28 protein-coding genes are annotated in these 24,829 nt (G+C 68.9%); 15 read left to right on the forward strand and 13 right to left on the reverse strand.

The features are described 5' to 3' along the window. Positions 1-77: 77 nt before the first annotated feature. Both FHR72_RS18415 and mrf read right to left on the reverse strand, forming a co-directional pair. The gene (locus tag FHR72_RS18415) at positions 78-719 is read right to left on the reverse strand and encodes a sensor domain-containing protein (RefSeq protein WP_396888479.1); all 642 of its coding nucleotides are present in this window, start codon (positions 717-719) and stop codon (positions 78-80) included. A gap of 116 nt (positions 720-835) precedes the next feature. Next, positions 836-1,948 carry a ribosome hibernation factor-recruiting GTPase MRF gene (gene mrf, locus FHR72_RS18420; protein ID WP_183470697.1) on the reverse strand — a complete coding sequence of 371 codons (1,113 nt, stop codon included), beginning with the start codon at positions 1,946-1,948 and terminating at the stop codon, positions 836-838. 110 nt (positions 1,949-2,058) lie between these two features. Between mrf and rpmB the strand changes: the two genes are divergently transcribed. The 4 genes from rpmB to rpsR are packed head-to-tail and all read left to right on the forward strand — an operon-like array spanning position 2,059 to position 3,032. Next, positions 2,059-2,292, forward strand: coding sequence for a 50S ribosomal protein L28 (gene rpmB, locus FHR72_RS18425; RefSeq protein ID WP_183470811.1), 234 nt, complete (start codon positions 2,059-2,061; stop codon positions 2,290-2,292). A gap of 22 nt (positions 2,293-2,314) precedes the next feature. Then, positions 2,315-2,479 (forward strand): 50S ribosomal protein L33, encoded by a 165-nt coding sequence (gene rpmG, locus FHR72_RS18430; protein WP_183470699.1) that lies wholly within the window; start codon positions 2,315-2,317, stop codon positions 2,477-2,479. Then, positions 2,479-2,784 (forward strand): 30S ribosomal protein S14, encoded by a 306-nt coding sequence (gene rpsN, locus FHR72_RS18435; protein ID WP_183470701.1) that lies wholly within the window; start codon positions 2,479-2,481, stop codon positions 2,782-2,784. The genes rpmG and rpsN overlap by 1 nt, the downstream gene beginning before the upstream one ends. Continuing rightward, positions 2,781-3,032, forward strand: a complete 252-nt coding sequence (gene rpsR, locus FHR72_RS18440) for a 30S ribosomal protein S18 (protein ID WP_183470703.1) — start codon at positions 2,781-2,783, stop codon at positions 3,030-3,032. The genes rpsN and rpsR overlap by 4 nt, the downstream gene beginning before the upstream one ends. On the opposite strand, the gene FHR72_RS18445 is transcribed toward rpsR, so the two are convergent. Then, positions 3,029-4,477, reverse strand: a complete 1,449-nt coding sequence (locus tag FHR72_RS18445) for a catalase (RefSeq protein WP_183470705.1) — start codon at positions 4,475-4,477, stop codon at positions 3,029-3,031. The two genes, rpsR and FHR72_RS18445, sit on opposite strands and share 4 nt — an antisense overlap. A gap of 98 nt (positions 4,478-4,575) precedes the next feature. Continuing rightward, positions 4,576-5,022, reverse strand: a complete 447-nt coding sequence (locus FHR72_RS18450; protein WP_183470707.1) for a hypothetical protein — start codon at positions 5,020-5,022, stop codon at positions 4,576-4,578. 122 nt (positions 5,023-5,144) lie between these two features. Between FHR72_RS18450 and glsA the strand changes: the two genes are divergently transcribed. Beyond that, the gene (glsA, locus tag FHR72_RS18455; protein WP_183470709.1) at positions 5,145-6,170 is read left to right on the forward strand and encodes a glutaminase A; all 1,026 of its coding nucleotides are present in this window, start codon (positions 5,145-5,147) and stop codon (positions 6,168-6,170) included. Beyond that, positions 6,160-7,797, forward strand: a complete 1,638-nt coding sequence (locus tag FHR72_RS18460) for an MFS transporter (RefSeq protein ID WP_221193837.1) — start codon at positions 6,160-6,162, stop codon at positions 7,795-7,797. The genes glsA and FHR72_RS18460 overlap by 11 nt, the downstream gene beginning before the upstream one ends. On the opposite strand, the gene FHR72_RS18465 is transcribed toward FHR72_RS18460, so the two are convergent. The 3 genes from FHR72_RS18465 to FHR72_RS18475 all read right to left on the reverse strand — a co-directional run bounded on the left by FHR72_RS18465 (position 7,784) and on the right by FHR72_RS18475 (position 11,289). After that, on the reverse strand, positions 7,784-8,857 hold the full coding sequence (locus FHR72_RS18465) for a DUF4185 domain-containing protein (protein ID WP_183470711.1): 1,074 nt from the start codon (positions 8,855-8,857) through the stop codon (positions 7,784-7,786). The genes FHR72_RS18460 and FHR72_RS18465 overlap by 14 nt on opposite strands. A gap of 43 nt (positions 8,858-8,900) precedes the next feature. After that, positions 8,901-9,935, reverse strand: a complete 1,035-nt coding sequence (locus FHR72_RS18470; protein ID WP_183470713.1) for an aspartate-semialdehyde dehydrogenase — start codon at positions 9,933-9,935, stop codon at positions 8,901-8,903. A gap of 88 nt (positions 9,936-10,023) precedes the next feature. Next, entirely contained in the window at positions 10,024-11,289 is a 1,266-nt protein-coding gene (locus FHR72_RS18475; RefSeq protein WP_183470715.1) for an aspartate kinase, read from the reverse strand. Between the two features lie 94 nt (positions 11,290-11,383). Between FHR72_RS18475 and FHR72_RS18480 the strand changes: the two genes are divergently transcribed. Genes FHR72_RS18480 through FHR72_RS18495 form a run of 4 tightly spaced genes read left to right on the forward strand, consistent with a single transcriptional unit; the run spans position 11,384 to position 13,421 of the window. Continuing rightward, positions 11,384-11,968: a nitroreductase family protein gene (locus tag FHR72_RS18480; protein ID WP_183470717.1), complete on the forward strand. Its 585-nt coding sequence runs from the start codon at positions 11,384-11,386 to the stop codon at positions 11,966-11,968. Between the two features lie 17 nt (positions 11,969-11,985). Next, the gene (locus FHR72_RS18485) at positions 11,986-12,303 is read left to right on the forward strand and encodes an ArsR/SmtB family transcription factor (protein WP_183470719.1); all 318 of its coding nucleotides are present in this window, start codon (positions 11,986-11,988) and stop codon (positions 12,301-12,303) included. A 3-nt stretch (positions 12,304-12,306) separates the two neighbouring features. Then, complete coding sequence (locus tag FHR72_RS18490) at positions 12,307-12,789, forward strand: SRPBCC family protein (protein WP_183470721.1); 483 nt, start codon at positions 12,307-12,309, stop codon at positions 12,787-12,789. After that, entirely contained in the window at positions 12,786-13,421 is a 636-nt protein-coding gene (locus FHR72_RS18495) for a maleylpyruvate isomerase family mycothiol-dependent enzyme (RefSeq protein WP_183470723.1), read from the forward strand. Before FHR72_RS18490 ends, FHR72_RS18495 begins: the two co-directional genes overlap by 4 nt. On the opposite strand, the gene FHR72_RS18500 is transcribed toward FHR72_RS18495, so the two are convergent. Then, a complete protein-coding gene (locus tag FHR72_RS18500; RefSeq protein WP_183470725.1) occupies positions 13,418-14,401 on the reverse strand; it encodes a bile salt hydrolase in 984 nt (327 codons plus the stop codon). The two genes, FHR72_RS18495 and FHR72_RS18500, sit on opposite strands and share 4 nt — an antisense overlap. A gap of 230 nt (positions 14,402-14,631) precedes the next feature. Here FHR72_RS18500 and leuA point away from each other — a divergent pair, with 230 nt between their 5' ends. Next, a complete protein-coding gene (gene leuA, locus FHR72_RS18505) occupies positions 14,632-16,452 on the forward strand; it encodes a 2-isopropylmalate synthase (RefSeq protein ID WP_183470727.1) in 1,821 nt (606 codons plus the stop codon). A 27-nt stretch (positions 16,453-16,479) separates the two neighbouring features. Here the strand turns inward: leuA and FHR72_RS18510 are convergent, their stop codons facing one another. Then, complete coding sequence (locus FHR72_RS18510; RefSeq protein ID WP_183470729.1) at positions 16,480-17,481, reverse strand: DEDDh family exonuclease; 1,002 nt, start codon at positions 17,479-17,481, stop codon at positions 16,480-16,482. 78 nt (positions 17,482-17,559) lie between these two features. On the opposite strand from FHR72_RS18510, the gene FHR72_RS18515 reads away from it, so the two are divergent. After that, positions 17,560-18,816 (forward strand): Mur ligase family protein, encoded by a 1,257-nt coding sequence (locus FHR72_RS18515; RefSeq protein ID WP_183470731.1) that lies wholly within the window; start codon positions 17,560-17,562, stop codon positions 18,814-18,816. Continuing rightward, the gene (locus FHR72_RS18520) at positions 18,813-19,529 is read left to right on the forward strand and encodes a type 1 glutamine amidotransferase (RefSeq protein WP_183470733.1); all 717 of its coding nucleotides are present in this window, start codon (positions 18,813-18,815) and stop codon (positions 19,527-19,529) included. Before FHR72_RS18515 ends, FHR72_RS18520 begins: the two co-directional genes overlap by 4 nt. Positions 19,530-19,536: 7 nt before the next feature. Here FHR72_RS18520 and FHR72_RS18525 read toward each other — a convergent pair whose 3' ends face one another. Beyond that, positions 19,537-20,193, reverse strand: a complete 657-nt coding sequence (locus FHR72_RS18525) for a response regulator transcription factor (protein WP_183470735.1) — start codon at positions 20,191-20,193, stop codon at positions 19,537-19,539. Next, entirely contained in the window at positions 20,178-21,401 is a 1,224-nt protein-coding gene (locus tag FHR72_RS18530) for a sensor histidine kinase (protein WP_260156091.1), read from the reverse strand. The genes FHR72_RS18525 and FHR72_RS18530 overlap by 16 nt, the downstream gene beginning before the upstream one ends. 132 nt (positions 21,402-21,533) lie before the next feature. Here FHR72_RS18530 and FHR72_RS18535 point away from each other — a divergent pair, with 132 nt between their 5' ends. After that, positions 21,534-22,841: a cytochrome P450 gene (locus FHR72_RS18535; protein ID WP_183470737.1), complete on the forward strand. Its 1,308-nt coding sequence runs from the start codon at positions 21,534-21,536 to the stop codon at positions 22,839-22,841. 27 nt (positions 22,842-22,868) lie between these two features. Here the strand turns inward: FHR72_RS18535 and recR are convergent, their stop codons facing one another. Together recR and FHR72_RS18545 are read right to left on the reverse strand one after the other, a co-directional pair. Then, positions 22,869-23,480, reverse strand: a complete 612-nt coding sequence (gene recR, locus FHR72_RS18540; RefSeq protein ID WP_183470745.1) for a recombination mediator RecR — start codon at positions 23,478-23,480, stop codon at positions 22,869-22,871. 4 nt (positions 23,481-23,484) lie between these two features. After that, on the reverse strand, positions 23,485-23,826 hold the full coding sequence (locus FHR72_RS18545) for a YbaB/EbfC family nucleoid-associated protein (RefSeq protein ID WP_183470747.1): 342 nt from the start codon (positions 23,824-23,826) through the stop codon (positions 23,485-23,487). Positions 23,827-23,995: 169 nt separating this feature from the next. On the opposite strand from FHR72_RS18545, the gene FHR72_RS18550 reads away from it, so the two are divergent. Beyond that, positions 23,996-24,739: an Rv3717 family N-acetylmuramoyl-L-alanine amidase gene (locus FHR72_RS18550; RefSeq protein ID WP_183470817.1), complete on the forward strand. Its 744-nt coding sequence runs from the start codon at positions 23,996-23,998 to the stop codon at positions 24,737-24,739. Positions 24,740-24,829: the final 90 nt, after the last annotated feature.

Below are 24,829 nucleotides of genomic sequence, written 5' to 3' on the forward strand. Positions count from 1 at the left end.
TGACGTCGTCCTCAACCATCTTCCAGAGCCGACCGACAATGTCGCGGGTTTTACTCTGTGACTTGTCGGTGACGTGCCTATTGGCCGAGGGTGTTCTGCATCGCGCCGGCCAGAACGTCGACGGCCGGCGCGCCGTTGCCGGATTGGCACACCTTGGCCTGCAGCAGCACGTTCTCCCGCAGCCGTGTGGTGACGAAGCAGCGGCGGTCCGTGCCGGCCTCCTGCTTCACCCAGTCCGCCTCGGTGGGCGACGGCGGCCCGCCGGAGAACGACCACACCTGGGTGGAGAAATTGTCCAGGTGCATGGCCGTGGTCTGGCCGCTGCACCCGGCGGTGCGGTCGACGATCCGGGAGAAGGCCCGCCCGGCGGCATCGGCACTGGCGAACACCCCGACGGCCTGTTTGACGAAGTGCGTCATGTCCGTCGCCGATTCCTGGGCGACGGCACCGCTGAACGCGGCGAGGTCGGGATCGCGGTACACCTCGGGCAGCCCGATGTCGGCCCAGTTGTTGCAGACCGGGTTGTCGACGGTGAAGGCCTGGAATGGGGCGGCGAACGTCGACTCGAAACCCATGCGCGCACCCACGATGTTGCCGACCGAACCCTTGTTGAGCACGGCGTAATTGACGACCCCCGGTTCGGACGGGCGGGCCGATGCCGGGGTCGCGAGGGGCAGCGACAGGGCGGCGCACACGGCGGCCGCGGTCAGCGACGTCACGGTCACGCGTTGGCGATCAGCGTGACATCGGCGCGTCGTGCTCAGGCGGCCGCCACGGCCGGCTCTTCTCCCACGGGACTCGGTCGGGTAGACGTCGTCGTCGGTCATTCACCCGATCATGCCAGCCGCGCTTCGTCGGCATGCCAGTCGCCGAACGGATCGTCGAAGCGCCGCCACTCCTGTGGACGGGCCATCTCCGCGTCGGTCAGGACCGCCCCCTGCAACCCCGCCAGGACCTCGGCGGGGTCGGCGCCGCACACCAGGACGGCCATCGAGGTGTGCCGGTCACCGTGGCGGGGGTCCCAGAGCAGGTCGGCCATCGCGCGACGTTCGGGACTCACGTAGGCGAACTCACGAGTTCCCATCGCGGCCAACCATTTTCCGGCCTGGGTGACCCGCAGGCCCCCGCCGGCGGACTCCAACCACATCGCGGTGTCGGGACGGTTCGCCAGCCAGAGCCGGCCCCGGCTGCGCACCACTCCGTCCAGCAGCAGGTCGACCGCGGCGTGCAACCGTCCGGGATGGAACGGGCGGCGTGCCTGGAACTCGATCAGGCGGATCTGGCCGGCCGCCTCCAGAGGTGGCTGACCCGCCAGCAGCGATCCGTGGGGATCGTCGGAGCGCCCGCGGCGGGCATCTGTCTCCAGGTGGGCCAGTGCGAGCTCGATCCGTGTGGTGCCGACGGTGACACGCGCCCTGGGCGCGAGCCTGCGGGCGACTGCCAGCGTCTCGGGATGCGGTTGGTCGAGGACGACGACGTCGGCGAACTCGACCTGACCGACAACTGCCTGGGCCATCGTGCGACCGTCGTCGAGTTCGTCCTCGCCGAGCGCCTGGGACAGCCACGCGCCGCTGTCGACCGCGGTGACGACGGCGGACAGCGCGACATCGCGGGCGGCCGGCGAGTGCAGGATCGCGAAACAGACCGGTTCGGGCTCCATCCAGGGGCCGAGCCTGACGACGATGCGTTCGACGTCGGGGCGGCGGTGCAGCAGCCGCAGGTGGTGGAGCAGGTCGTTGCGCACCGTGCAGGACACACAGCAGTTGGTCAGCTCCAGAACCGCATCGGCCTTCACCGTGACGTCGCGCTGCATCAGCGCGGTCGTGCGGTGCACGACATGACCGTCGAAATGGTGCTCGACCACAGCCGTTCCCGGGCTGTCGAGCAGCGCGCCGGCGATGCCCTCGGTCTCGCGTTGGCCGGTCACGACCACGACGGGTGTCCGCATCAACCCTCCTCTATTGGGAATGATTTTCAATAACTGGACGTTGACGCTACAGTCTTGGCGACAGCTTGTCGAAAATGATTTTCAATAGTGAACGCTTCGAGAGGAGTGCCGTGTCCGCGCACTGCCAGGTGACCGGGCGCAAGCCCGGCTTCGGCAACTCGGTGTCGCATTCGCACCGCCGCACCCGCCGCCGCTGGGACCCGAACATCCAGCGCAAGACCTACTACCTGCCGTCCGAGGGGCGCCGGATCACGCTGCGCGTCAGCGCGAAAGGCATCAAGGTGATCGACCGCGACGGCATCGAGTCGGTGGTGGCCCGCCTCCGCCGCGAAGGACGGTTGTGAACAACAGGAAGGACAACAACTGATGGCCCGCAACGAGATTCGTCCGCTGGTGAAACTGCGCTCCACAGCAGGAACCGGGTTCACGTACATCACCCGCAAAAATCGGCGCAACGACCCCGACCGGATCGTGCTGCGCAAGTACGACCCCGTGCTGCGACGTCACGTCGACTTCCGCGAGGAGCGCTGATGGCCAAGAAATCCAAGATCGCCCAGAACGAGAAACGCCGCGAGATCGTCGCCCGGTACGCCGTGCGCAGGGCCGAACTCAAGGCGATCATCAAGTCGCCGTCGACCACGCCCGAGGCCCGGTTCGCCGCTCAGTCGGAGCTGAATCGCCAACCCCGCGATGCCAGCCCGGTGCGCGTGCGCAACCGCGATTCGACCGACGGGCGCCCCCGAGGGCATCTGCGCAAGTTCGGCCTCTCGCGGGTGCGGATGCGCGAACTCGCCCACGAGGGACAGCTACCCGGCGTGCGGAAGTCGAGCTGGTGAAGGCCACGCGGCGCGAGGCCGCACCGACGAAGAAGCGCCGTAATCTGTTGAACAGCCTGGGCATCGAGCAGGTCGACTACAAAGACACCACGACGCTGCGCCAGTTCCTCTCCGAACGCGGAAAGATCCGTTCGCGCGCGGTGACCGGGTTGACGGTACAACAGCAGCGGCAGGTGACCACGGCGATCAAGAACGCCCGCGAGATGGCGCTGCTGCCGTACCCGGGCCAGAGCCCGGCCGGCCGCTAGCCGTCGCCGTTGCGGACGCCCTCCTCGACCTTCTTGCCGAGGTCCGGATCGACGTTGCGCCAGTACTCGAACACCCGCGACAGCACCGGCTCCTTCACACCGTCGGACACATGGCCGATGATGTTGTGGGCCAACCGGTCCCGTTGCTCGTCGTTGAGGACCTCACGCACCAGGGTGCCTGCCTGACCCCAGTCGTCATCGTCGGCGCGCAGCGCGGACGCCGCGCGCACCATGTCGCCGTCGGAGGCCCATCGCACCTCCGACGCGCGCCGCGGATCGGCCTGGGGACCGCCCATAGAGTTCGGTGCGTAGACGGGGTCGGTGACGTTGTGGATCCGCATCGGGCCGTCCTTGGAGTAGGCGCGGACCTCGACGTGCGGCTCGTTGACGGGGATCTGCTTGTAGTTCACACCGAGGCGATGCCGGTGGGCGTCGGCGTACGAGAACCCGCGCGCCAGAAGCATTTTGTCGGGGCTCAGTCCGGTGCCGGGCACGACGTTGTTCGGTTCGAACGCGGCCTGCTCCATCTGCGCGTGATAGTCGACGACGTTGCGGTTCAGCGTCATCTTGCCGACCTCGTGCAGCGGGTAGTCGGCGTGCGGCCACACCTTGGTGAGGTCGAAAGGGTTGTAGCGGTAAGTCTTTGCGTCCTCGAACGGCATGATCTGTACGTGCAGTGTCCAGCTCGGGAAGTTGCCGTCCTCGATCGAGGTGAACAGGTCGCGCTGGTGGTAATCCCCGTCCTCGCCGGCGAGCCGGTCGGCGTCTTCCTGGGTGAGGAAATCGATGCCCTGGTCGGTCTTGAAGTGGTACTTCACCCAGAACAGCTCGTCGGCAGCGTTGAGCCAGCTGTAGGTGTGGCTGGAGTAACCGTTCATGTGCCGCCAGGTCTTGGGGATACCGCGGTCGCCCATCAACCACGTGACCTGGTGGGCCGATTCCGGTGACAGCGTCCAGAAATCCCACTGCATGTGGTGGTCGCGCAGGTTGTTGGCCTGCATGCGCTTCTGGCTGCGGATGAAGTTCTGGAACTTCATGGGGTCGCGCAAGAAGAACACCGGGGTGTTGTTCCCGACCATGTCGAAGTTGCCCTCGGACGTATAGAACTTCAGCGCGAACCCGCGGGGGTCGCGCCACGTGTCCGGGCTGCCCCGCTCCCCGGCCACCGTCGAGAACCGCGCGACCATCTCCGTCGTGGCGCCAGGCTGCAGGAACGCCGCCTTGGTGAACGCGCTGACGTCATGGGTGACCTCAAACTGTCCGAATGCACCACCGCCCTTGGCATGGGGCTGGCGCTCGGGGATCCGCTCGCGGTTGAAGTTCGCCATCTGCTCCAGCAGATAGTGGTCCTGAAGCAGGATCGGGCCGTCGGACCCCACAGTCAGGGAATGCTCCACGCTGGGGATCGGCGCACCGGCGTCGTTCGTCGCGTAGTTCTCGGTCATCGTCTCTCCTCGAGGATGCGCGGCTTCTGGGCTGGGCCGTCGTCTCCGAAGGCCTGTCTACCCGAAAGCCGGTCACAACATCCTGATTACGAACGTTTTCAGGGGCGCTGCGGCGCCGCCGGGGCGGCCGGCGGGCGCGGTGTGTCGATCATCGGCCCGCCGGGCCCGAACGGGCCGGGGAAACCGGGTCCGCGTTCGAAGCCGACCGGCGGCCCCATCGGCATCATCGCGGGCCCCGAGTGCACCATCACCGGGCCGCGGTGCGGGTGGCGGGAGCCGTCGTCGCCGACGTTCTTGCCGACGAAGAACCCGGTGCCGAAGATGACCGCGACGGTGAACACCGAGCCGGCGACGATGCCCACGAGCGCAGCGATCCTGGTGAGCCGCGGCTGCTGCGGCTGCGGTGGCGGATACGCGGTCGGCCCTGGGGCCGCCACGGTCGCCGGCGCGGCGGGCGGCGCCGCGGCGGAGGCCGAGGGCGGGGTCAGGACCGGGCCGGTCTCGGGTTCGGAGTGATCGGCACGTTCGGGGGTGGCGTCGTTCATGGCGCCGATCCTTCGCCGCTTTCCCCAGCACCCGTTAGGTGCGGGCTGTGAATGAGCTATGAGCATTCCATCGACACGGCAACCGTTGTCCGTTTGAATGGGACCAGGCGGGAGGGGACGCGATGGACGTAACCGTAGACGGTGTCGCCCAGTCGGTGACCACCGGAAACCTGCCCCAATGGTCGGAGGTGGAGTCGCTGGTCGAGGCGGCCCATCGGCGCTGCAGAGGCGACACCGAGGGCCGGGTCGCCGATTACATTCCGGTGCTGGCACAGGCGGACCCGGACTGGTTCGCGGTCTCGGTGGCCGAGGTCGACGGCACCGTGCACTCCTCCGGCGACGTCGACGTCGCGTTCTCGATCCAGTCGATCTCCAAGGCCTTCGTCTACGCGCTCGTCTGCGAGCAGCTCGGCCACGCCGCGGTGCGCGAACGCATCGGTGTGAACAACACGGGCCTACCGTTCAATTCGGTCATCGCCGTGGAGCTCAACAACGGGCACCCGATGAACCCCATGGTCAATGCCGGCGCCATGGCCGCGACCGCGCTCGTTCCCGGACGCGATCCCGACGAGCAGTGGCAGTTCATCCATGCGGGTCTGTCGGCATTCGCGGGTCACGCTCTGCAGGTGGACGAGGAGGTCTTCCTTTCCGAAAGCCAGACCAATCAGCGCAACAGGGCGATCGCGCGCCTGCTGGAGAGCTACGGGCGCATCGCCCTCGATCCCCTCGCCGTCGTCGACGTCTACACCCGGCAGTGTTCGCTTTTGGTGACGGCCGCGGACCTGGCGGTGATGGGCGCGACGCTGGCCGACGGCGGGGTCAACCCGGTGACGGGCCGACGTGTGGTGTCCGCCGGCGTCTGCCGCGACACCCTGGCGGTGCTCGCCGCGACCGGAGCCTACGAGCGTTCCGGCGAATGGCTCTTCGAGATCGGCCTGCCCGGCAAGTCGGGCGTCGCAGGCGGCCTCGTCACCATCGCTCCGGGCAAGGCGGGAATCGGCACGTTCTCCCCGCCACTGGATCCCGCGGGCAACAGTGTGCGGGGGCAGCGGGCGACCGCTTACCTGTCCCGCGTCCTCGGTTTGAACATCTTTGCGTCCCAGGCGCACACCCTGGCCGCCAACAGGGGGACCCACCATGAGCACTGACACCACTATGCGGACTTCCTGGCTGCCGATGGTCGGCCTGTTCCTGGCCCAGATGCTGATGTCGTTCAACGTCTCGGCCCTGCCCGTATCCATCGGCGGCATGGTCGAGGACTTCGGCGTACCACCGACTGCGGTCAGCACCGCCATCGTGACCTACGGACTGGTGGTCGCGGCACTGGTCATGGTGGGCGCCAAGCTCGGCCAGCGCATCGGGTGGGTCGTGGTCTTCCGCGCCGTCGTCGCCGCGTTCGCCGGATCGGCTCTGATGATGGTGCTCTCCCCCTCGGTGGGATGGGTGATCGCCGCGCAGGCCATCGCCGGCGCCTCCGCAGCGATCATCGTCCCGTCGCTGGTCGCACTCATCGCCGCCAACTACGAAGGTGCGCAACAGGCTACGGCGGTCGGTTCTCTCGGTTCGGCGCGGGCGCTCTCGGGCGTCAGCGCCTTCCTGATCGGCGGGACACTCGGCACGTTCGTCGGGTGGCGGCCGGTCTTCCTCATCGTCCTGGCACTGGCACTTGCGGTGCTGGCGTTCAGCTTCCGGCTGCGGTCGGCACCGCGTGATACGACCGTGCAGATCGACGTCATCGCCGCGGTCCTCATCGGCTTGGCCGTGGTGCTGCTGACACTGGGCTTCAACAATCTCAACGGGTGGGGCGTCTTCACCGCCACTCCGGAGGCCCCCTTCGATCTGATGGGGGTGTCGCCCGCACCGCTGCTGGTGGTTGTCGGGATCGTCTTCGGGCAGTTCTTCTTCGTGTGGACGCGTAGCCGAACCCGGGCCGGACGGCAACCCCTGGTCAGTCTGTCGGTACTGGGCTCGGGACGGGAGCGCGCCGCCGTCTACGCGATGTTCATCGTCGTCAGCATGGAGGCCGCACTCAATTTCACTGTGCCGCTCTACATTCAAATCGTTCAGGGCCGCACACCGTTCGACACCTCGTTGGCGATGATGCCGTTCAACCTCACTGTGTTCATCACCGCCACGCTCGTTGTCCGGTTCTATCAGCGGTTCACCCCGCGGGTCATCGGCGTGTTCTCGTTCTCCCTGACCACCGTGGCGCTGCTCTGGCTCGCCTTCGTCGTCACAAACAACTGGGAGACCCTCCCGACGATCGCGGGACTTATCGCGTTCGGTATCGGGCAGGGCGCGCTCGTGACGCTTGTGTTCAACGTGCTGGTGACCGCGGCACCGAAGGACCTCGCCGGGGATGTGGGTTCCATTCGCGGGACCACCCAGAACCTCGCCTCGGCGATCGGCACCGCAGTGGCCGGCGCACTGCTGGTGGGCATTCTGTCGCTCAACGTCGGCCAGGCCGTGGCGAACAACGTCGACATCCCCGACCGACTGGTGGCGCAAGTCGATCTCGACCAGGTCAACTTCGTGAGCAACGACCGGCTGCGGGAGGTGCTAGCAGGCACCGACGCCTCTGATGCCGAAGTCGACGCCGCAGTCCAGGTGAACACCGACGCCCGCCTGCGCGCGCTGAAACTGGGGCTGCTGATCCTCGCCGGCGTCAGCGCGATCGCCATCGTCCCGGCAGCACGGTTGCCCGGCTATCGCCCGGGCGAGTTACCCGGGACCACCCGGCCGGGCGACGCAGACCCGTCCCTCACCAGGGCTTGACGGGGTTTACCGCGTACTGGATGACGCGGTACGGCGTGCCGCCCCGGGGCATGGTGTTCCACTGACTGACGAAGATGCGCACCGCATCCGGTGTCGAACCCGGCGAGATGTACCCGCCGTACGGTTGAGCCAGCCGGTTGTCGTGGGGTGGGGGCAGGTCCTCCGCGGGCTCCGGCCAGGGCGCGGCGACGACGACCGTGGTCATCGGCGCCGTGCCCAGCTGCGTCGGGTCCCGGGCGACCCGGATCTCCATGTTCCCTGTCGTGGCATTGAAGTACGACAGCATCGTCATCCCGTCGATCTGGCGCACGCTCATCTCGCCGACCCGGTCGGGCCACAGAGGTGCCGGCTCCCCGTCCCATCCGCTGCCGGTCCAGCCCTGCCACGCCGCGCGGTCGGTGAACGACTGCGGGGTGGCCCGGTAGAGCACCGCCGGCCCACTGCGGTCGAAGTTGTTCGCCACGATGTACACCCAGCCGCGCGGCGACTCCCCGTCCGGGATCGGGTCGTAGTAGCCGCTGATCTGCGTCTGCCTGCCGCCCGCATACCCGGCTTCCCGTTCGGATCCCGGAACGGTCTCCCATTCCCCCTGCCCCGCAACCGCTTTCACCAGCCGAGAGGTCTGCGGGCGCAGTTCACGGGTCGTCGTGACCAGCATCCAGTTCTCGCGGTTGATCTCGATGATGCCCGCGGGCAGTTGGGACTCCCCCGGCGCCGCGGGGTCGGCCAGCAGCGGGGTGTCGACACCCGTGACGCCGTCGTAGCGCACACCTCCCGCGTCGTCGAGGGAGTCCCCCACCACGTGCAGCGCGATCGGCGAATACCAGCCGCCGAACCCGACGGCCTGCCCGGCGAAACTGTCGCCACACACCTGCAGGATCCCGCTCGGGAACTCCATGAACTCACAGAGGTCCGTCGCACCGATGCCGTAGTCGGCGGTCGCCGTGCCCGTTCCGGCTGCGGCGGCCAGCCGCAGCACCTGGCCCGGCATGAGGGGCGGCAACACGACCGGCGTGGCGTGAGCCGGCGTCGTCGAGACGACAACGGTCAGCGCACACATCCCGGCGAGCAGCCCGCGGGGTGTGCAGTGTCGGCGCAACGGCCTAGAGCTGGGCGGCCAGCAACTCGGCGATCTGAATCGTGTTCAGCGCAGCGCCCTTTCGCAGGTTGTCACCCGAGACGAACAGTGCCAGCCCCCGGCCGTCGGGAACCCCCGGGTCCTGCCGAATGCGGCCGACCAGCGAATCGTCGACACCCGCGGCGGCCAGCGGTGTGGGGACGTCGACCAGCGTGACGCCCGGAGCGGATCCGAGGATCTCGGTGGCGCGCTGCGCCGACAGCGGTTGTGCGAACTCCACATTCAGCGACAACGAATGGCCCGTGTAGACGGGCACCCGTACGCAGGTGCCCGAGACGGCGAGGTCGGGAATGCCGAGAATCTTGCGACTCTCGTTGCGCAGCTTCTGGTCCTCGTCGGTCTCGCCGGAACCGTCGTCGACCAGCGACCCGGCCAGCGGCACCACGTTGAACGCGATCGGTGCGACGTACTTGACGGGGGCCGGGAAGTCGACCGCGCGGCCGTCGTGCACCAGCGCCTGACTCTTCTCGACGACAGCACTCGCCTGCCCGAACAATTCGTCGACACCGGCCAGTCCGCTGCCCGAGACCGCCTGATACGTCGAGGCGATCATCCGGACCAGGCCGGCCTCCTCGTGCAGCGGCTTGAGCACCGGCATCGCCGCCATCGTGGTGCAGTTGGGGTTGGCGATGATGCCCTTGGGACGGTTGCCCGCATCGCGGTCGAAGTTGACCTCGGAGACGATCAACGGGACCTCGGGATCCTTGCGCCACGCCGACGAGTTGTCGACGACCACCGCACCCGCAGCGGCGAACCGGGGCGCCTGCACGCGCGACATCGTCGCGCCGGCCGAGAACAACGCGATGTCCAGACCGGACGGGTCGGCGGTCTCGGAATCCTCGACCTCGATCTCCTGCCCGCGGAACTCGAGCTTCTTGCCCGCCGAGCGGGCCGACGCGAAGAACCGCACCTCGCCGGCGGGGAAGTCACGCTCGGCCAACAGAGTTCGCATCACCTGACCGACCTGGCCGGTCGCGCCGACGACACCGATCCTCACCATGAAACACCCCGTCGCTTCGCTCGCCCGGTCACTTTTCCCCGTCGCTCCGCTCGCCCGGTCCCTTTTTCCCGTCGCTTCGCTCGCCCGGTCATCGCCCTGTTCCCGCGTACACGACCGCTTCCTCGTCACCGCCGAGGCCGAACGCCTCGTGCAGCGCCGACACCGCGCGGTCGACCTCGGTGTCCTTGATGAGCACCGAGATCCGGATCTCCGAAGTCGAGATCAGGTCGATGTTGATGCCCGCGTTGGCCAGCGCCTCGCAGAACGTCGCCGTCACCCCGGGATGCGAACGCATGCCGGCGCCGATCAGCGACACCTTGCCGATGTGGTCGTCGTAGAGCACACGGGTGAAACCGATCTCGTCCTGCAGCGAGGTCAGCTTCTCGACGGCGCCCGGGCCGCTCTCGCGCGAACACGTGAAGGTGATGTCGGTCTTGCCGTCCTCCACCTTCGAGATGTTCTGCAGCACCATGTCGATGTTGACGTCGGCGTCCGCGCAGGCCCGGAACACCTGGGCGGCATAGCCGGGGACGTCGGGCAGTCCGACGACGGTCACCTTCGCCTCGCCGCGGTCGTGGGCGACTCCGGTCAGGATGGCATCTTCCATAGGGATGTCCTCGATCGATCCTTTGACGATGGTGCCGGGCCTGTCGGTGTACGACGACCGGACATGGATGGGGAGGTCGTAGCGGCGGGCGTACTCGACGCAGCGCAGCATCAGCACCTTCGCGCCGGCCGCGGCCATCTCCAGCATCTCCTCGAAGGAGACGGTGTCGAGCCGCTGCGCGTTCGGCACGATCCGCGGGTCGGCAGTGAAGATGCCGTCGACGTCGGTGTAGATCTCGCAGACGTCCGCCTTGAGCGCCGCCGCCACGGCGACGGCCGTGGTGTCGGAGCCGCCGCGGCCCAGGGTCGTGACGTCCTTGGTGTCCTGGCTGACACCCTGAAAGCCGGCGACCAGCACGATCTGGCCCTCGTCGAGCGCCGAGCGCAGCCGGGTCGGGGTGACATCGATGATCTTGGCGTTGCCGTGGGTCCCCGTCGTGACGACCCCGGCCTGCGAGCCGGTGAACGACCGGGCCTGCGCGCCGAGCGACTCGATGGCCATGGCCACCAGCGCGTTGGAGATCCGCTCACCTGCGGTGAGCAACATGTCGAGCTCACGGGCGGGCGGCGCGGGCGACACCTGCTTGGCCAGGTCCAGGAGTTCGTCGGTGGTGTCGCCCATCGCCGAGACGACCACGACGACGTCGTTGCCCGCCTTCTTGGTCTCGACGATGCGCTCGGCCACACGGCGGATGCGCTCGGCGTCGGACACCGAGGATCCGCCGTACTTCTGTACGACGAGCGCCACTGGACAGCCTTTCCGGTCTGGGGAGATCCCGAACAAGGATAAGGGCTGCGCGCACGTGGTTTTTCCCTCCGGTGACGTCGGTAACGTGCACCACATGCCCGCGGACCCGTCTGACCGGGTGGCCGACACCTCGGTGCCGATCCACCCGCCCATCGCCGCGCGCTGGAGCCCGCGGGCGTTCGACCCCGCCGCCGAGGTCACCGAGGACGAGCTGACGGCGCTGCTGGAGGCGGCCCGCTGGGCGCCGACCTGGGGACAGCGCCAACCCGTGCGGTTCGTCGTCGGACGACGTGGCGGTGCCGTCTTCGACGATCTCGCCGGACTGCTGCGGCGAGGCAACAGCTACGCCACCTCCGCCGGCGCCCTGATACTCCTGTCCGCCGACGAGGGTGAGGACGAACGGACCAGCCTCTACTCCGCCGTGGACGCCGGGGCGGCCATGGACAGCCTGATCATCGAGGCCGTCTCGCGGGGCCTTATCGCCCACCCGATGGCCGGGTTCGACGTCGCCGGCGCCACCGCCGCCTTCGCTCTCGGCGATGCGCTGCGCCCGCTGGTCATGATCGCCGTGGGCCGGCTCGCCAGCTACGCGGAGGTGGCGCCGGAGATCGCCGAACGGGACCAGCGGCCACGCCACCGGCTGCCCCTGGAAGAGATAGTGGTGCGCATCGATCCGTAAGTTTATACTTACCGTTAGTGGACACTTACCCTCTCGCTGACCCCTGGCACGCCATCGCCGACGGCACCCGGCGGGCCATCGTCGAACGACTCGCGGCCGGGCCGTGCGCCGTGGGCGAGCTCGCGGCCGGCCTCCCGGTGAGTCGGCCCGCGGTGTCCCAGCATCTGAAAGTCCTCAAAGCCGCCGGACTGGTGTGCGATCGCGCCCACGGCGCCCGCCGCGTCTATCAGCTCGACCCACGCGGCATCGCCGCGTTGCGCGCCGACCTCGACCGCTTCTGGTCCCAGGCCCTCGCCGGCTTCAAGACGATCGTCGAACAACAGGAACAGGAGTGACCCATGACCGAGCCCGTGCATCAGCAGATCGTGGTCGCCGCATCCGTCGAACGGGCGTTCACGGTGTTCACCACCCGGTTCGGAGACTTCAAACCCCGCGAGCACAACCTGATGGCCGTGCCGATCGCGGACACGGTCTTCGAGCCGCGGGTCGGCGGTCACATCTACGACGTCGGCGAGGACGGCACCCGCTGCGCGTGGGCGCGTGTGCTCGTCTACGAACCGCCCACACGGGTGGTCTTCAGCTGGGACATCGGACCGACGTGGCAGGTGGAGTCCGAACCCGGCAGGACCAGCGAGGTCGAGGTGCGCTTCGTCGCCGAGGGTGATTCACGTACACGTGTCGAACTGGAGCATCGGCATCTCGACCGGCACGGCGACGGGTGGCAGTCGGTCGCCGACGGCGTGGGTGGCGACGCGGGCTGGCCGCTCTACCTCCGTCGCTTCGGAGAGCTCCTCACACGGCCCAGCTCCGACGCGCGATGACCTCCCAGATCGAGATGGCGCGCGCCGAGCGCGCTGAGTTCACCCGGTTCCTGGCCACGCTCACGCCGGGGCAGTGGGACGCGCCGACGCTGTGCCCGAAGTGGTCGGTCAAAGATGTTGTTGCACATGTCATCAGCTACGAGGAACTCGGAACCGTCGGCCTGGCACGGCGGTTCGTCCGCGGGCGGGTGGTGAACGCGAATCAGGTGGGCGTCGAGGAGTATTCGACCCTGACCCCCGCCCAACTGCTCGAATTCCTGCGCGCTCATCAGCAGCCTCACGGGCTGACAGCCGCGTTCGGCGGCATGATCGCCCTCGTCGACGGCATGATCCATCAGCAGGACATTCGACGGCCCCTCGGACTCCCCCGCACGATCCCCGAGGAGCGCCTGCGCCGGGTCCTGCAGCTGACGGCACGCAATCCCCGGCTGGGGGTCCCGGCGCGTATCCGAGGACTGCGGTTGCGCGCCAACGACATTCAGTGGGCTCGCGGTCGCGGCGCCGAGGTCACCGGACCGGGTGAGGCCCTGATGATGGCGATGGCCGGACGCCACGCGGCACTTGCCGAGCTCTCCGGTGACGGGCTGCCCACGCTCGCGGCGCGGCTGGGTCGCAGGCGTGACGCCGGCTAGGACAACCCCAGGAATTCGAACGGCTCCGCGACCTGGAAACTGCCCGCGGCATCTCCGGCGTAGATCGTCTTCTCTCCGTCACCCAGAGGCAGTCGCAGGGTCGGCGCCCCGTCCCCGAGGTCGAGCTTGTTCAGATCAACCCAGAACGTGTTGGGCGACAACGCCGATTCGAAGAAGTACCGAAGCGCGGTGTGGTCCACCACGGTGCGCCAGCGGGTGGTGGAGATATTCGGCTCGTCCGAAGTCGCGATGCCGTACGGCGTGGAGGCGTTGCGCACGACACTGAACACCGCCGCGACCGCGACCAATGGATCGGCGGTCTTGGGCACCGCGTCGATGTAGAACGACGCCCGCACGAAACGATCGGCCGCGCGGTTCGTGCCGGGCAGCATGACGGTGCCGCCGATCTCCTTCCAGTACTCGGTGATCGCGAGCTGTTTGTCGAAGACCGGCGAATTCGTCATCACCTGGTACCGGCGACCGTGGTGGATGACCTGCTCACCGGCGATGTACTCCACGATCGCGCTGTCACCCGAGGCGTCTGACAGCGCCAGGTGCACCGTCGCCATGCGCTCCTGTCCCGGCACCTCGGCGGTCACGACACGCAGGGGTGTGGCGGTCAGGGCGGCGACCGCCTCGTCCACCGTCGCGAAGTTGTCGAGGACGTACTGCGCCCACAGCGATATCGCCAGCGCGGGACGGTCGCCGGTATTGGCCGGATACTCGGACTCGGCCAACCAGAGCAGATTGGCGGCCAGACCGGCCTCGTTCACGCCGTCGGTGGTCGAGATGTCGTAACCGGTGGCCACGACGCTGCCGTATCTCGACGTCCACTGCACCGAATCCGGACCGGCCTGGCCGGTACGGCTGACCCCGCGCGGCAGGGCCCACAGGTTGGTGCCGATCTCGACCTTCCAATCCATGGACCGCCCTGTCACGATCCGCTCGCCGGTGCCCAGATAGACGACCCGTGTGCACATGACCCACACGGTAACGCCGGCTCCCCACAGCGGGCTTCTACCGATGCGGAAACCCGCTCACCGCGGCGTTTCGCTGCGTTTGGGCACCAGAACCAGGCTTGGTACAGTAGCGACGTGCAGCGGGTGCTCCTTCTCGGACGCCGCGACGGGGTCTGATCCAGACTGGCTTCCCGTCGCGGGTGTTTCGCGATGCGCCGGTCTGAATCCCCTCGATAACCCGGAGCACCCCCATGACTGAGAATTTCAACCCTTCCACCGACGCGTTCAGCTCGGTACGCGCCATCAGCACCCCTGCAGGCACACCCCATCCCGGCCAGCCCTCCTGGAACACCCAGCGCGGCTCGCAGATGCCGGTGGCCCGCTACCGCAGCTTCGCCGCCGAAGTTGAGCCCATCCGGCTGCCCGACCGCACCTGGCCCGAGAAGGTCATCTCCACCGCACCCATGTGGTGCGCGGTGGACCTGCGCGACGGCAATCAGGCGTTGATCGACCCGATGAGCCCGCAGCGCAAGCGCCGCATGTTCGACCTGCTGGTGCGGATGGGCTACAAGGAGATCGAGGTCGGCTTCCCGTCGGCGTCCCAGACCGATTTCGACTTCGTCCGCGAGATCATCGAGCAGGGCGCGATCCCTGACGACGTGACCATCCAGGTGCTGACTCAGTGCCGGCCCGAGCTGATCGAGCGCACCTTCCTGGTCTGCCAGGGCGCACCGCGGGCGATCGTGCACTTCTACAACTCGACGTCGATCCTGCAGCGGCGCGTCGTCTTCCGCGCAGACCGCGAGGCCGTCAAGAAGATCGCCACCGACGGGGCACGCATGTGCGTCGAGGAAGCGAAGAAGTACCCGGACACGCTGTGGCGGTTCGAGTACTCGCCGGAGTCCTACACCGGCACCGAACTGGAGTACGCGGTCGATGTCTGCAACGCCGTCGCCGACGTCGTGGCGCCGACCCCCGAGTGGCCGCTGATCGTCAACCTGCCCGCCACCGTCGAGATGGCCACCCCGAACGTGTACGCCGACTCGATCGAGTGGATGAACCGCCACCTGTCCCCCCGGGATTCGATCATCCTGAGCCTGCACCCGCACAACGACCGCGGAACCGCGGTCGCCGCAGCTGAATTGGGCTACGCCGCCGGCGCTGACCGCATCGAGGGCTGCCTGTTCGGCAACGGCGAGCGCACCGGCAACGTCTGCTTGGTCACCCTGGGAATGAACCTGTTCTCCCGCGGTGTCGACCCGCAGATCGACTTCTCGAACATCGACGAGATCCGGCGCACGGTCGAGTACTGCAACCAGCTCGGAGTGCACGAAAGGCACCCCTACGGCGGGGATCTGGTCTACACCGCGTTCTCGGGCAGCCACCAGGACGCCATCAACAAGGGTCTGGACGCGATGAAAGTCGCTGCCGACGAACAGGATTCGGACGTCGACGACATGCTGTGGCAGGTTCCCTACCTGCCCATCGACCCGAAGGACGTCGGTCGTACCTACGAGGCCGTCATCCGGGTGAACTCGCAGTCCGGCAAGGGCGGCGTCGCCTACATCATGAAGGCCGACCACGGCCTGGCCCTGCCGCGCCGGTTGCAGATCGAGTTCAGCCAGGCTATCCAGAGAATCACCGACGGCGAGGGCGGGGAGGTGTCGCCCAAGGAGATGTGGGACGCCTTCTACGAGGAGTACCTGGCCCCGATCAGCCCGCTGGAGCGGATCAGGCAGAAGGTGGACGCGGCGGAGGTCGACGGTGGCACCGACACCATCACCGCCGTGGTGAAGATCAACGGCGAAGAGCGCGAGATCGTCGGCGCCGGCAACGGTCCGTTGGCCGCATTCGTCGACGCGGTCGGCGCGATCGGGTTCAACGTCAACGTCCTGGACTACAGCGAGCACGCGATGTCGGCCGGCGAGGAAGCTCAGGCGGCGGCCTACGTCGAAGCCGAGATCGGGGGCACGACGGTGTGGGGTGTCGGCATCGCCACCTCGATCACCACGGCGTCGCTGCGCGCGGTGGTGTCGGCGGTGAACCGGGCGGCGCGCCAGGGCACCGTCTAGGGGCACCGTCCGGGCGAGCCGAAACGCTCAGAACAGGGTGAACTGATCTCCGGCCGGGGACTGCTCGGTGAACGCCTCGACCTCACAGCCGCCGATCACGGATTCCAGGCTGAGCATGAAGTCGTGCGCTGTGACCATCGGGACGCCGAGCTCCCCGGCCTGATATCCCTTGCCCTGTTCGGGCGACTCGACGTCGCAGACCACCAGTGACGTGTGGGGGTCCACCGCGTCGGTGAACGCCAGCCCGGCGTGCAGGATGCGCTCGACGAGTTCCTCGTGGGTGTGGCCGACCTCGGCGGCCAGCGCGACCCGCATGCCCTGGACCAGGGGTCGGCCGGCGACGAAGCGGCCGGGGTTGGCGTACGGGCATGGCATGCGGGCGGCCGTCGCCCTCAGCGGGCGCAATTCGTCGTGGGTGACGCGACCGTTGGGCCACGTGCGCCGGGTCACCGGGTGCACCGGCAGCCACTTGCGGCGCTCGTAGGCCCGGGCGAGGACGGGCTTGAGGATCTGCGCGAGCACCATCGCATCGTCGAGGGCGTCGTGGGGCTTCATCTGGGTGACCCCGTGGTGGGCCGCGAGCGTCTCCAGCCGCAGGTTCTCCAGACCGAGGTCGAGGCGCCGCGCCAGCTCGACGGTGCACATGACGGTGTCCACCGGCAGTTCGGCCTGCACGAGTTCGGCCTCGGCGGCCAGGAACGAGTAGTCGAAGCCGACGTTGTGCGCGACCAGGGTGCGGCCGCGCAGCACCTCGCACAGGTCGCCGACCACGTCGCCGAAGGTGGGCTGCCCGGCCAGCATCTCGGCGGTGAGGCCGTGCACGTGCGTGGGGCCCGGATCGACGCCGGGATTCAGCAGACTGTAGAGGCTCTTCTCGACGTTGCCGTCGTCGCTGAGTGCGAGCGCCGCGACGCTGACGATGCGCGCCTGACCGGGCCGGAATCCCGAGGTCTCGACGTCCACGACGGCCCAGCCGGCGCCGACCTGGTCGGCCGGCCTACCCCAGCGACTTCCGGCGGTTGAGCTCACCGTTCGAGAATGGCACGCACCCCTGACAAGGCTTGCTCCATCTCACCGCGTGTCGGCTGCTCTTCTAAACTGCCGTGGATGGTCACAGTCAGAGGGCAGGCGCGCAGCGACCGGGCGATCTCGGTGCGCGGACGGGTCGCGCTCGCCGCCGGTGCGGGTGCGCGCTGGGCGTCGCGGGTCACCGGCCGTGGCGCCGGCGCGATGATCGGCGGCCTGGTCGCGATGACCCTGGACCGGTCCATCCTGGGCCAGCTCGGCAGAGACCGCCGCACGGTGGTCATCACCGGCACCAACGGCAAGTCCACGACCACGCGGATGACCGCCGCCGCGCTGGCCACGATCGGCCCCGTCGCGACGAACGCCGAGGGCGCCAACATGGACGCCGGGCTGGTCGCCGCCCTCGCGGCCGCCCCGGACGCGGCGCTGGCCGCGCTCGAGGTCGACGAGATGCACGTCCCGCACGTCAGCGACGCCGTGTCGCCGTCGGTGATCGTGCTGCTGAATCTGTCGCGCGATCAGCTCGACCGCGTCGGTGAGATCAACCACATCGAGCGCACGCTGCGCGCCGGCCTGGCGCGCCACCCGTCGGCGGTGGTGGTCGCCAACTGTGACGACGTCCTGATGACCTCGGCGGCCTACGACAGCCCCAACGTGGTGTGGGTCGCCGCCGGCGGCGGCTGGGCCAGCGACTCGGTCAGCTGCCCCCGCTCCGGTGAGGTCATCGTGCGCGACGGCGCGCACTGGCGGTCGACCGGGTGCGACTTCGCCCGCCCGGACCCCGACTGGTGGTTCGACGACACCCACCTTCACGGGCCGGACGGCCTGTCGCTGCCCATGTCGCTGACGCTGCCGGGCACGGTGAACCGCGGCAACGCCACGCAGGCCGTCGCGGCGGCGGTGACGCTGGGCGCCGACCCCGCGGCCGCGGTCGCTGCGGTCTCGGCGGTCGACGAAGTCGCCGGCAGGTACCGGACCGTGGTGGTCGGCGACCACACCGCGCGCATCCTGCTGGCGAAGAATCCGGCCGGGTGGCAGGAGGCGCTGTCGATGGTCGACCGCGAGGCGGCCGGGGTGGTGATCGCGGTGAACGGTCAGGTCCCCGACGGCGAGGACCTGTCGTGGCTGTGGGACGTCCGGTTCGAGCACTTCGAGACGGTGGCGGTGGTGGCCGCCGGGGAGCGCGGCACCGATCTGGCCGTGCGGCTCGGCTATGCCGGCGTCGACCACACACTGGTGCACGACACGATCGCGGCGATCAAGTCCTGTCCGCCCGGGCACGTCGAGGTGCTGGCCAACTACACCGCGTTCCTGCAACTGAACAGGCGCCTGCAGTGAGTGAATCGACGGTACGGATCGGGCTCGTCCTGCCCGATGTGATGGGAACCTACGGCGACGGCGGCAACGCTCTCGTGCTGCGGCAACGGTTGCGGCTGAGGGGTTTCGACGCCGAGGTCGTGGAGATCACGCTCGACGACCCGGTTCCCGCCGAGCTCGACCTCTATACCCTCGGCGGCGCCGAGGACTATGCGCAGCGCCTGGCCACCAAACACCTCGTCCGCTATCCGGGCCTGCAGCAGGCGGTGTCGCGGGGCGCGCCGGTGCTGGCGATCTGCGCCGCGATCCAGGTGCTCGGCCACTGGTACGAGACGTCGGCCGGGGAGCGCGTGGACGGGGTGGGCATCCTGGACGTGACGACGTCGCCGCAACCCGAGCGCACGATCGGCGAAGTCTCGGCCACCCCGCTGGTGGACGGCCTGACCGAACCGCTGACCGGCTTTGAGAACCACCGCGGCGGAACGGTTCTCGGCGCGGATGCGCGCCCGCTGGCCTCGGTGACGAAGGGCGCCGGCAACCGCGCCGGCGACGGCATCGACGGCGCGGTGCAGGACGGCATCGTCGCGACCTACCTGCACGGCTGCTGCCTGGCCCGCAATCCCGAGCTGGCCGACCACCTGCTGGAGAAGGTGGTGGGTCCGCTTGCGCCGCTGGATCTTCCGGAAGTCGCGCGACTGCGCAAGGAGCGCCTCGCCGCACCGCGGCGGGTGTGACGGGTCCTCAGCGCGGGGCGACGATCCCGTTCCGGTAGGCGTACACGATCGCCGCGGCGCGGTCGCGCAGCCGCAGCTTGAGGAAGATCCGTCCGATGTGGCTCTTCACGGTGACCCCGGAGATGACCAGCTCTTCGGCGATCTCGGCATTGGACCGGCCTTTCGCCATCAACCGCAGGACATCGAGCTCCCGCGGCGTCAGATCGTCGATCGCCTGCGGCACCGGCTCTTCGGCGGCGGTGCGGTAGGTGTCGAGCACCCGCGCGGTGATCGACGGGTCGAGAAAGCCGTCTCCGCGGGCCACCGCGTGCACGGCACGGATCAGCTCCTCGGCCGGTGAGTCTTTGAGCACGAAACCTGCAGCGCCGGCGCGCAGCACCCCCGACAGCAGCTCCTCGTCGCTGAACGTCGTCAGCGCGAGCACCGGTGGCCCGCCGGTTTCGCAGAGCCGCCGCGTCGCATCGATGCCGTTGACCCGCTTCATCCTGAGGTCCATCACCACCACGTCGGGCCGATGTTCGGCGACCGCGGCGGGGACCTCGTCGCCGTCGGCGCACTCCCCCACCACGGCGATACCGTCGCGGCGGCGCAGGATCCGGCGCAGACCGGAGCGGACGAGCTCCTGATCGTCGACCAGGAGCGCAGCGATCAGCTCGTCGGCCATGTGCCCCGACTCCGCAGCGGGCAGGGCGCATCGTCGAGCGGGATCGTGGCATGCACGACCCAGGCGTCGTCGGTGGGCCCCGCCGCGAGGGTGCCGCCCAGGAGTTCCACGCGTTGCCGCATCCCCTGCATGCCCCGGCCGTCGACGCGGTTCGCCGCGACCGCAACCGGAAGCCGGTTCCGCACCGTCAGATTCACCGACACGGGTGTCACCTCCAGCGTCATCGCCGAGTCGGCATCGGGCGCATGCTTGGCGATGTTGGCCAGCGACTCCTGGGCGATGCGGTACAGCGCAAGTCCCGCCGCCGCCGAGATGTCGTCCTGGGGACCGCGGGCATCGAAACGGACAGCCAGCCCGGCTCTGACGAAATCGCCGACGAGCGTCGGGATGTCGCCGACTCCGGGCTCGGGTGCGACATTGCCGACGGCGCCGTCGAGTAACCCCACCGTGCGCCGGATGTCGGCCATGGCCTGGCGGCCCAGCCTCTCGGCCTGCTCCAGCGCCTCCACCGCCTCGTCGATGTCACGGTCCTGCTGCAGACCGCGACGCGCCCCCGTGATGTGCAGCAGAGTGACGCTCAGCGAGTGGGCGATCACGTCGTGGACCTCGCGCGCGATGCGTCGGCGTTCGTCGGTCGCCGCGTGCTCGGCGAGCTTCTGCTGCGCCTGCTGCTGCTCGAGCAGCAGCTGCTGCTGGATCCGCATCAGATAGCCGACGAGCCAACCGATCCCGATGAAGCTCAGGTACAGCCAGGGGGTGTCCACCCGGCCCATGGAGACGGCGAGGCCGAGGATCGCGGCGGCCGAACCGGCGGCCAGCATTCCGCCGCGGATCGTCGTCATCGACCCGATGACGCCGGTGACCAGGCCGAGCAACACCGGTGCGAAGTCGCCCTCGATCGGTGCGGACATGCCGAACAGCCAGATCGAGATGCCGATCAGCCACGCCGCGCCCAGTGCGAAGGCTTCGAATGCCGTCGTGACCGACGTGTCGAGGACGAAGAACACCACATACGGCGAGTACGCGACGACCAGTCCGATCAGGGCGATCCACCATTGCTCACCGGGTCGCTGCACCAGCGCCACGGCCGAGACGACCATCAGCGTGACGTCGATGCTCACCACGATCGGCCAGGAGAAACCGCCCGGCATCATCTCGCGCTTGCGGCGCAGATACAGCCGGAATCGGCGCTTCACCGCGGCCAGCATCACGCCAGTTTAGGAGGGCGGGCAACCCTTCGGCATCAGCCTCGGGTAGGCATCCGGTGTCCTACCAGGGTAGGAGACGAGATCGAACCGCGGGACGACGCCGCGGCCGCCCGGCCTCCGTAGCGTCGAGGCATGACTTCTCGACGTCAGACCTGGCTGCGCTGGGCGACGGTGCACGGTGTCCCTCGGGCGTTCCTGTCCCTGCGTGCCCGCCGCGGCGAGCCGCTGGCCCGCCTCATGCTGGGGCGGGGCGACCGGCTCGCGTTGATCGAGCAGGTCCGTGACGCGGGCCCGCTGGTGCGCACGCCCGTCGTGTGGGCCAGCGCGGACTACGAGGTGTGCCGGGCTGTGCTGCGCGACAATGACTTCGGGGTCGCCGACCCCAGCGAGACCGGCCTGCCCGCCGCGCTGCTGGGTTTCGTGCGCCGCTTCGACCCGGCGCTGCCCAACCCCGTCGAGCCGCCCTCGATGCTGATGACCGACCCTCCGCAGCACACCGAGTACCGGCGACTGGTGGCGCGCAGTTTCGCGCCCAAATCCATCGCCGCGCTGGAGACCCGCATCGCCGACCTGACCGCCGAATTGCTCCACGGCCTGGACCGGGCCGGCGAAGTGGATCTGATCCGGGACTACGCCGCCCAGCTGCCCGCCGCGGTGATCTCGGAGATGCTGGGGGTCCCGGCGCACGACCGCGCCCGCATTCTCGGCTGGGGTGACACGGCCGCACCGCTGCTCGACATCGGGATCGCATGGCCGCCGTTTCGCGCCGCGATCGATGACCTGGCCGCTGTCGACACCTATCTGACGGAACATTTCCGGCGTCTGCTCGACCACGGGACCGACGGCACACCATTCAGCAAGCTCGCCCTCGACGGCGACCTGTCCGGGCGCGAGTTGCTGTCCAACGCGGCCTTGCTGATCGGGGCGGGTGTGGAGACCACGGTCAATCTCATCGGCAACGGCGTCGCGGCGCTGCTCGCCCACCCCGAGCAGCTGGCGATGCTGCGCGACGACCCCGACCTGTGGCCGTCGGCGGTCGAGGAGATCCTGCGGTTCGACAGCCCGGTCCAGATGACCGCCCGCACCGCCCACTGCGACAAGGAGATCGCGGGACGCAGGGTCGGCAAGGGCGAGGTCGTCGTGATGCTGCTGGGCGGGGCCAACCGCGACCCGAAGGTGTTCGACCGCCCCGACCGGTTCGACATCACCCGCACCAATGCCCGCGACCACCTGGCGTTCGCCAGCGGTATCCACGTCTGTCTCGGCGCCGCCCTGGCCCGTTTCGAAGGCGTCACGGCGCTGCGAGAGCTGTTCGCCCGTTATCCCGACCTGCAGCTGCGGGCAGCGGTGCAGCGCCGCGGATCGGTCAACCTGAACGGCTATCGCCGCCTTCCCGCGCAGCTGCACCCCGCCGCCGCCACAGCGCGGCACGCGTCCTAGCGGCGCCGCAGCCGCAGGCCAGCAGCCTCAGGCCATGGCGCGGCGGCCGGCCAGCGCCCGGCCCAGCGTGAGCTCGTCGGCGAACTCCAGGTCGCCGCCCATCGGCAGCCCGGATGCGATGCGCGTGACGGAGAGCCCCGGGATGTCGCGCAGCATCCGCACCAGATAGGTCGCCGTCGCCTCCCCCTCGGTGTTGGGGTCGGTCGCGATGATGACCTCGGCGACGTCGACGCCGTCGACGCGTTCGCCGATCCTGGTGAGCAACTCGCGGATTCGGAGCTGGTCGGGCCCGATGCCCGACAGCGGGTCGAGTGCGCCACCCAGCACGTGGTAGCGGCCGCGGAACTCGCGGGTCCGCTCGACGGCCTGCACGTCCTTCGGCTCCTCGACCACGCACACCAGGGAGGCGTCGCGGCGCGGGTCACTGCAGATGCGGCAGCGTTCCTCGTCGCTGACGTTGCCGCACACGGCGCAGAACGTGACGCCGTCGCGGACCCGGTTGAGCACCGCGGTGAGCCGGTCGATGTCCGGTGGCTCCACCGACAGCAGGTGGAACGCGATGCGCTGGGCGCTCTTCGGTCCGACCCCGGGCAGCTTGCCGAGCTCGTCGATCAGATCCTGAACTGGTCCTTCGAACAAAAAGTCACATCCCCGGCAGGCCCGGGAAACCCTGGCCGCCCATACCTCCGGCCAACGGACCCAGCCGGTCGTGCGCCAGGATCGTGACCTGCTTGGCGGCGTCGCCGATCGCGCCGACGACGAGGTCCTGCAGCGTCTCCACGTCCGACGGGTCGACGACCTTGGGATCGATCGACACCGAGATCACCTCGCCGCTGCCGCGCATCGTGACCTGGACCAGCCCGCCACCGGCCTGACCGTGCACCTCGGCGTTGGCCAGCGCTTCCTGGGCCTCCATCAGCTGCTGCTGCACCTGCTGAGCCTGCGCGAGGAGGGCTGACATGTCGGGTTGGCCGCCAGGCTGCATGGGTGTTCCTCTTCGTCGGGGGGATTTATCGGGTGGATTTCGCGGGTGGATTTCGTCGGGTGGGATTCGGAAGTGTCAAGCGTCGGTCTCGACTTGGTTGCGCTCGCTACCGAGCGGCACATTTGGCTTCCAGCCTAGTCCGCACTGCGGCTACGGTGGCGCCGTGCCCATGCCAGCCAGCCTGCGTGTCGGGGCCGCTGTCGCCGCCGCACTGCTCGTCGCCGCCACCCCTGCCGCCCCCGCACACGCCGCGCCCGCCGGGGTCGCGGGCAAGATCGTCTTCCTCGACCCCGGCCACAACGGGTCCAACGACGGCTCGATCAGCAGGCAGGTGCCCACCGGCCGCGGCGGCACCAAGGACTGTCAGGCCAGCGGGACCGCGACCGAGGACGGCTTCGCCGAGCACACCTTCACGTGGGACACCACGCTGCGGATCCGCCAGGCGCTGACCGCGCTGGGGGTGCGGACCGCGATGTCGCGCGGCGACGACACCGGCCTGGGCCCCTGTGTGGACGAGCGGGCCGCGATGGCCAACGCGATCCGGCCCAACGCCGTGGTCTCCATCCACGCCGACGGCGGTCCGCCCACCGGGCGGGGATTCCACGTGCTGTACTCCGCGCCGCCGCTCAACGCCGCACAGGCGGGTCCGTCGGTGCAGTTCGCGAAGGTGATGCGTGACCAGCTCGCCGGTTCCGGTATCCCGCCGGCGACCTACATCGGGTCGTCGGGCTTGAACCCACGCTCGGACATCGCCGGCCTCAACCTCGCGCAGTACCCGTCGATCCTCGTCGAGCTCGGCAACATGAAGAGCCCGGTGGACTCCGCGCTGATGAAGACGCCCGAGGGCCGCCAGCGTTACGCGGACGCCGTCGTGCGGGGCATCGTCGCGTTCCTGGGCAGCCAGGCCGCCTAGCTGTACTGCCCAGGCAGGTTGGTTGAGGAAGTGTGACGACTCGCGGTAGCGGTCGTTGATGGTGAAGGTCTCCCGTCGTGGAGTGGAGCT

It is taken from the genome of Mycolicibacterium iranicum, assembly GCF_014190915.1.
Classification (GTDB): Bacteria; Actinomycetota; Actinomycetes; order Mycobacteriales; family Mycobacteriaceae; genus Mycobacterium; species Mycobacterium iranicum_B.

Excerpts from the sequence above, each read along its gene's own strand:
- FHR72_RS18490 (WP_183470721.1), top strand. The coding sequence starts at position 12,307 with ATGACCGAGCCCGTGCATCAGCAGATCGTGGTCGCCGCATCCGTCGAA.
- FHR72_RS18500 (WP_183470725.1), bottom strand. The coding sequence starts at position 14,401 with ATGTGCACACGGGTCGTCTATCTGGGCACCGGCGAGCGGATCGTGACA.
- FHR72_RS18445 (WP_183470705.1), bottom strand. The coding sequence starts at position 4,477 with ATGACCGAGAACTACGCGACGAACGACGCCGGTGCGCCGATCCCCAGC.
- glsA (WP_183470709.1), top strand. The coding sequence starts at position 5,145 with ATGGACGTAACCGTAGACGGTGTCGCCCAGTCGGTGACCACCGGAAAC.
- FHR72_RS18550 (WP_183470817.1), top strand. The coding sequence starts at position 23,996 with ATGCCAGCCAGCCTGCGTGTCGGGGCCGCTGTCGCCGCCGCACTGCTC.
- FHR72_RS18460 (WP_221193837.1), top strand. The coding sequence starts at position 6,160 with ATGAGCACTGACACCACTATGCGGACTTCCTGGCTGCCGATGGTCGGC.
- FHR72_RS18545 (WP_183470747.1), bottom strand. The coding sequence starts at position 23,826 with ATGCAGCCTGGCGGCCAACCCGACATGTCAGCCCTCCTCGCGCAGGCT.
- FHR72_RS18530 (WP_260156091.1), bottom strand. The coding sequence starts at position 21,401 with ATGCTGGCCGCGGTGAAGCGCCGATTCCGGCTGTATCTGCGCCGCAAG.
- leuA (WP_183470727.1), top strand. The coding sequence starts at position 14,632 with ATGACTGAGAATTTCAACCCTTCCACCGACGCGTTCAGCTCGGTACGC.
- FHR72_RS18450 (WP_183470707.1), bottom strand. The coding sequence starts at position 5,022 with ATGAACGACGCCACCCCCGAACGTGCCGATCACTCCGAACCCGAGACC.
- FHR72_RS18480 (WP_183470717.1), top strand. The coding sequence starts at position 11,384 with ATGCCCGCGGACCCGTCTGACCGGGTGGCCGACACCTCGGTGCCGATC.
- rpmG (WP_183470699.1), top strand. The coding sequence starts at position 2,315 with ATGGCCCGCAACGAGATTCGTCCGCTGGTGAAACTGCGCTCCACAGCA.
- mrf (WP_183470697.1), bottom strand. The coding sequence starts at position 1,948 with ATGCGGACACCCGTCGTGGTCGTGACCGGCCAACGCGAGACCGAGGGC.
- FHR72_RS18525 (WP_183470735.1), bottom strand. The coding sequence starts at position 20,193 with ATGGCCGACGAGCTGATCGCTGCGCTCCTGGTCGACGATCAGGAGCTC.
- FHR72_RS18465 (WP_183470711.1), bottom strand. The coding sequence starts at position 8,857 with ATGTGTGCGCTGACCGTTGTCGTCTCGACGACGCCGGCTCACGCCACG.
- FHR72_RS18515 (WP_183470731.1), top strand. The coding sequence starts at position 17,560 with ATGGTCACAGTCAGAGGGCAGGCGCGCAGCGACCGGGCGATCTCGGTG.
- FHR72_RS18470 (WP_183470713.1), bottom strand. The coding sequence starts at position 9,935 with ATGGTGAGGATCGGTGTCGTCGGCGCGACCGGCCAGGTCGGTCAGGTG.
- rpsN (WP_183470701.1), top strand. The coding sequence starts at position 2,479 with ATGGCCAAGAAATCCAAGATCGCCCAGAACGAGAAACGCCGCGAGATC.
- FHR72_RS18535 (WP_183470737.1), top strand. The coding sequence starts at position 21,534 with ATGACTTCTCGACGTCAGACCTGGCTGCGCTGGGCGACGGTGCACGGT.
- FHR72_RS18495 (WP_183470723.1), top strand. The coding sequence starts at position 12,786 with ATGACCTCCCAGATCGAGATGGCGCGCGCCGAGCGCGCTGAGTTCACC.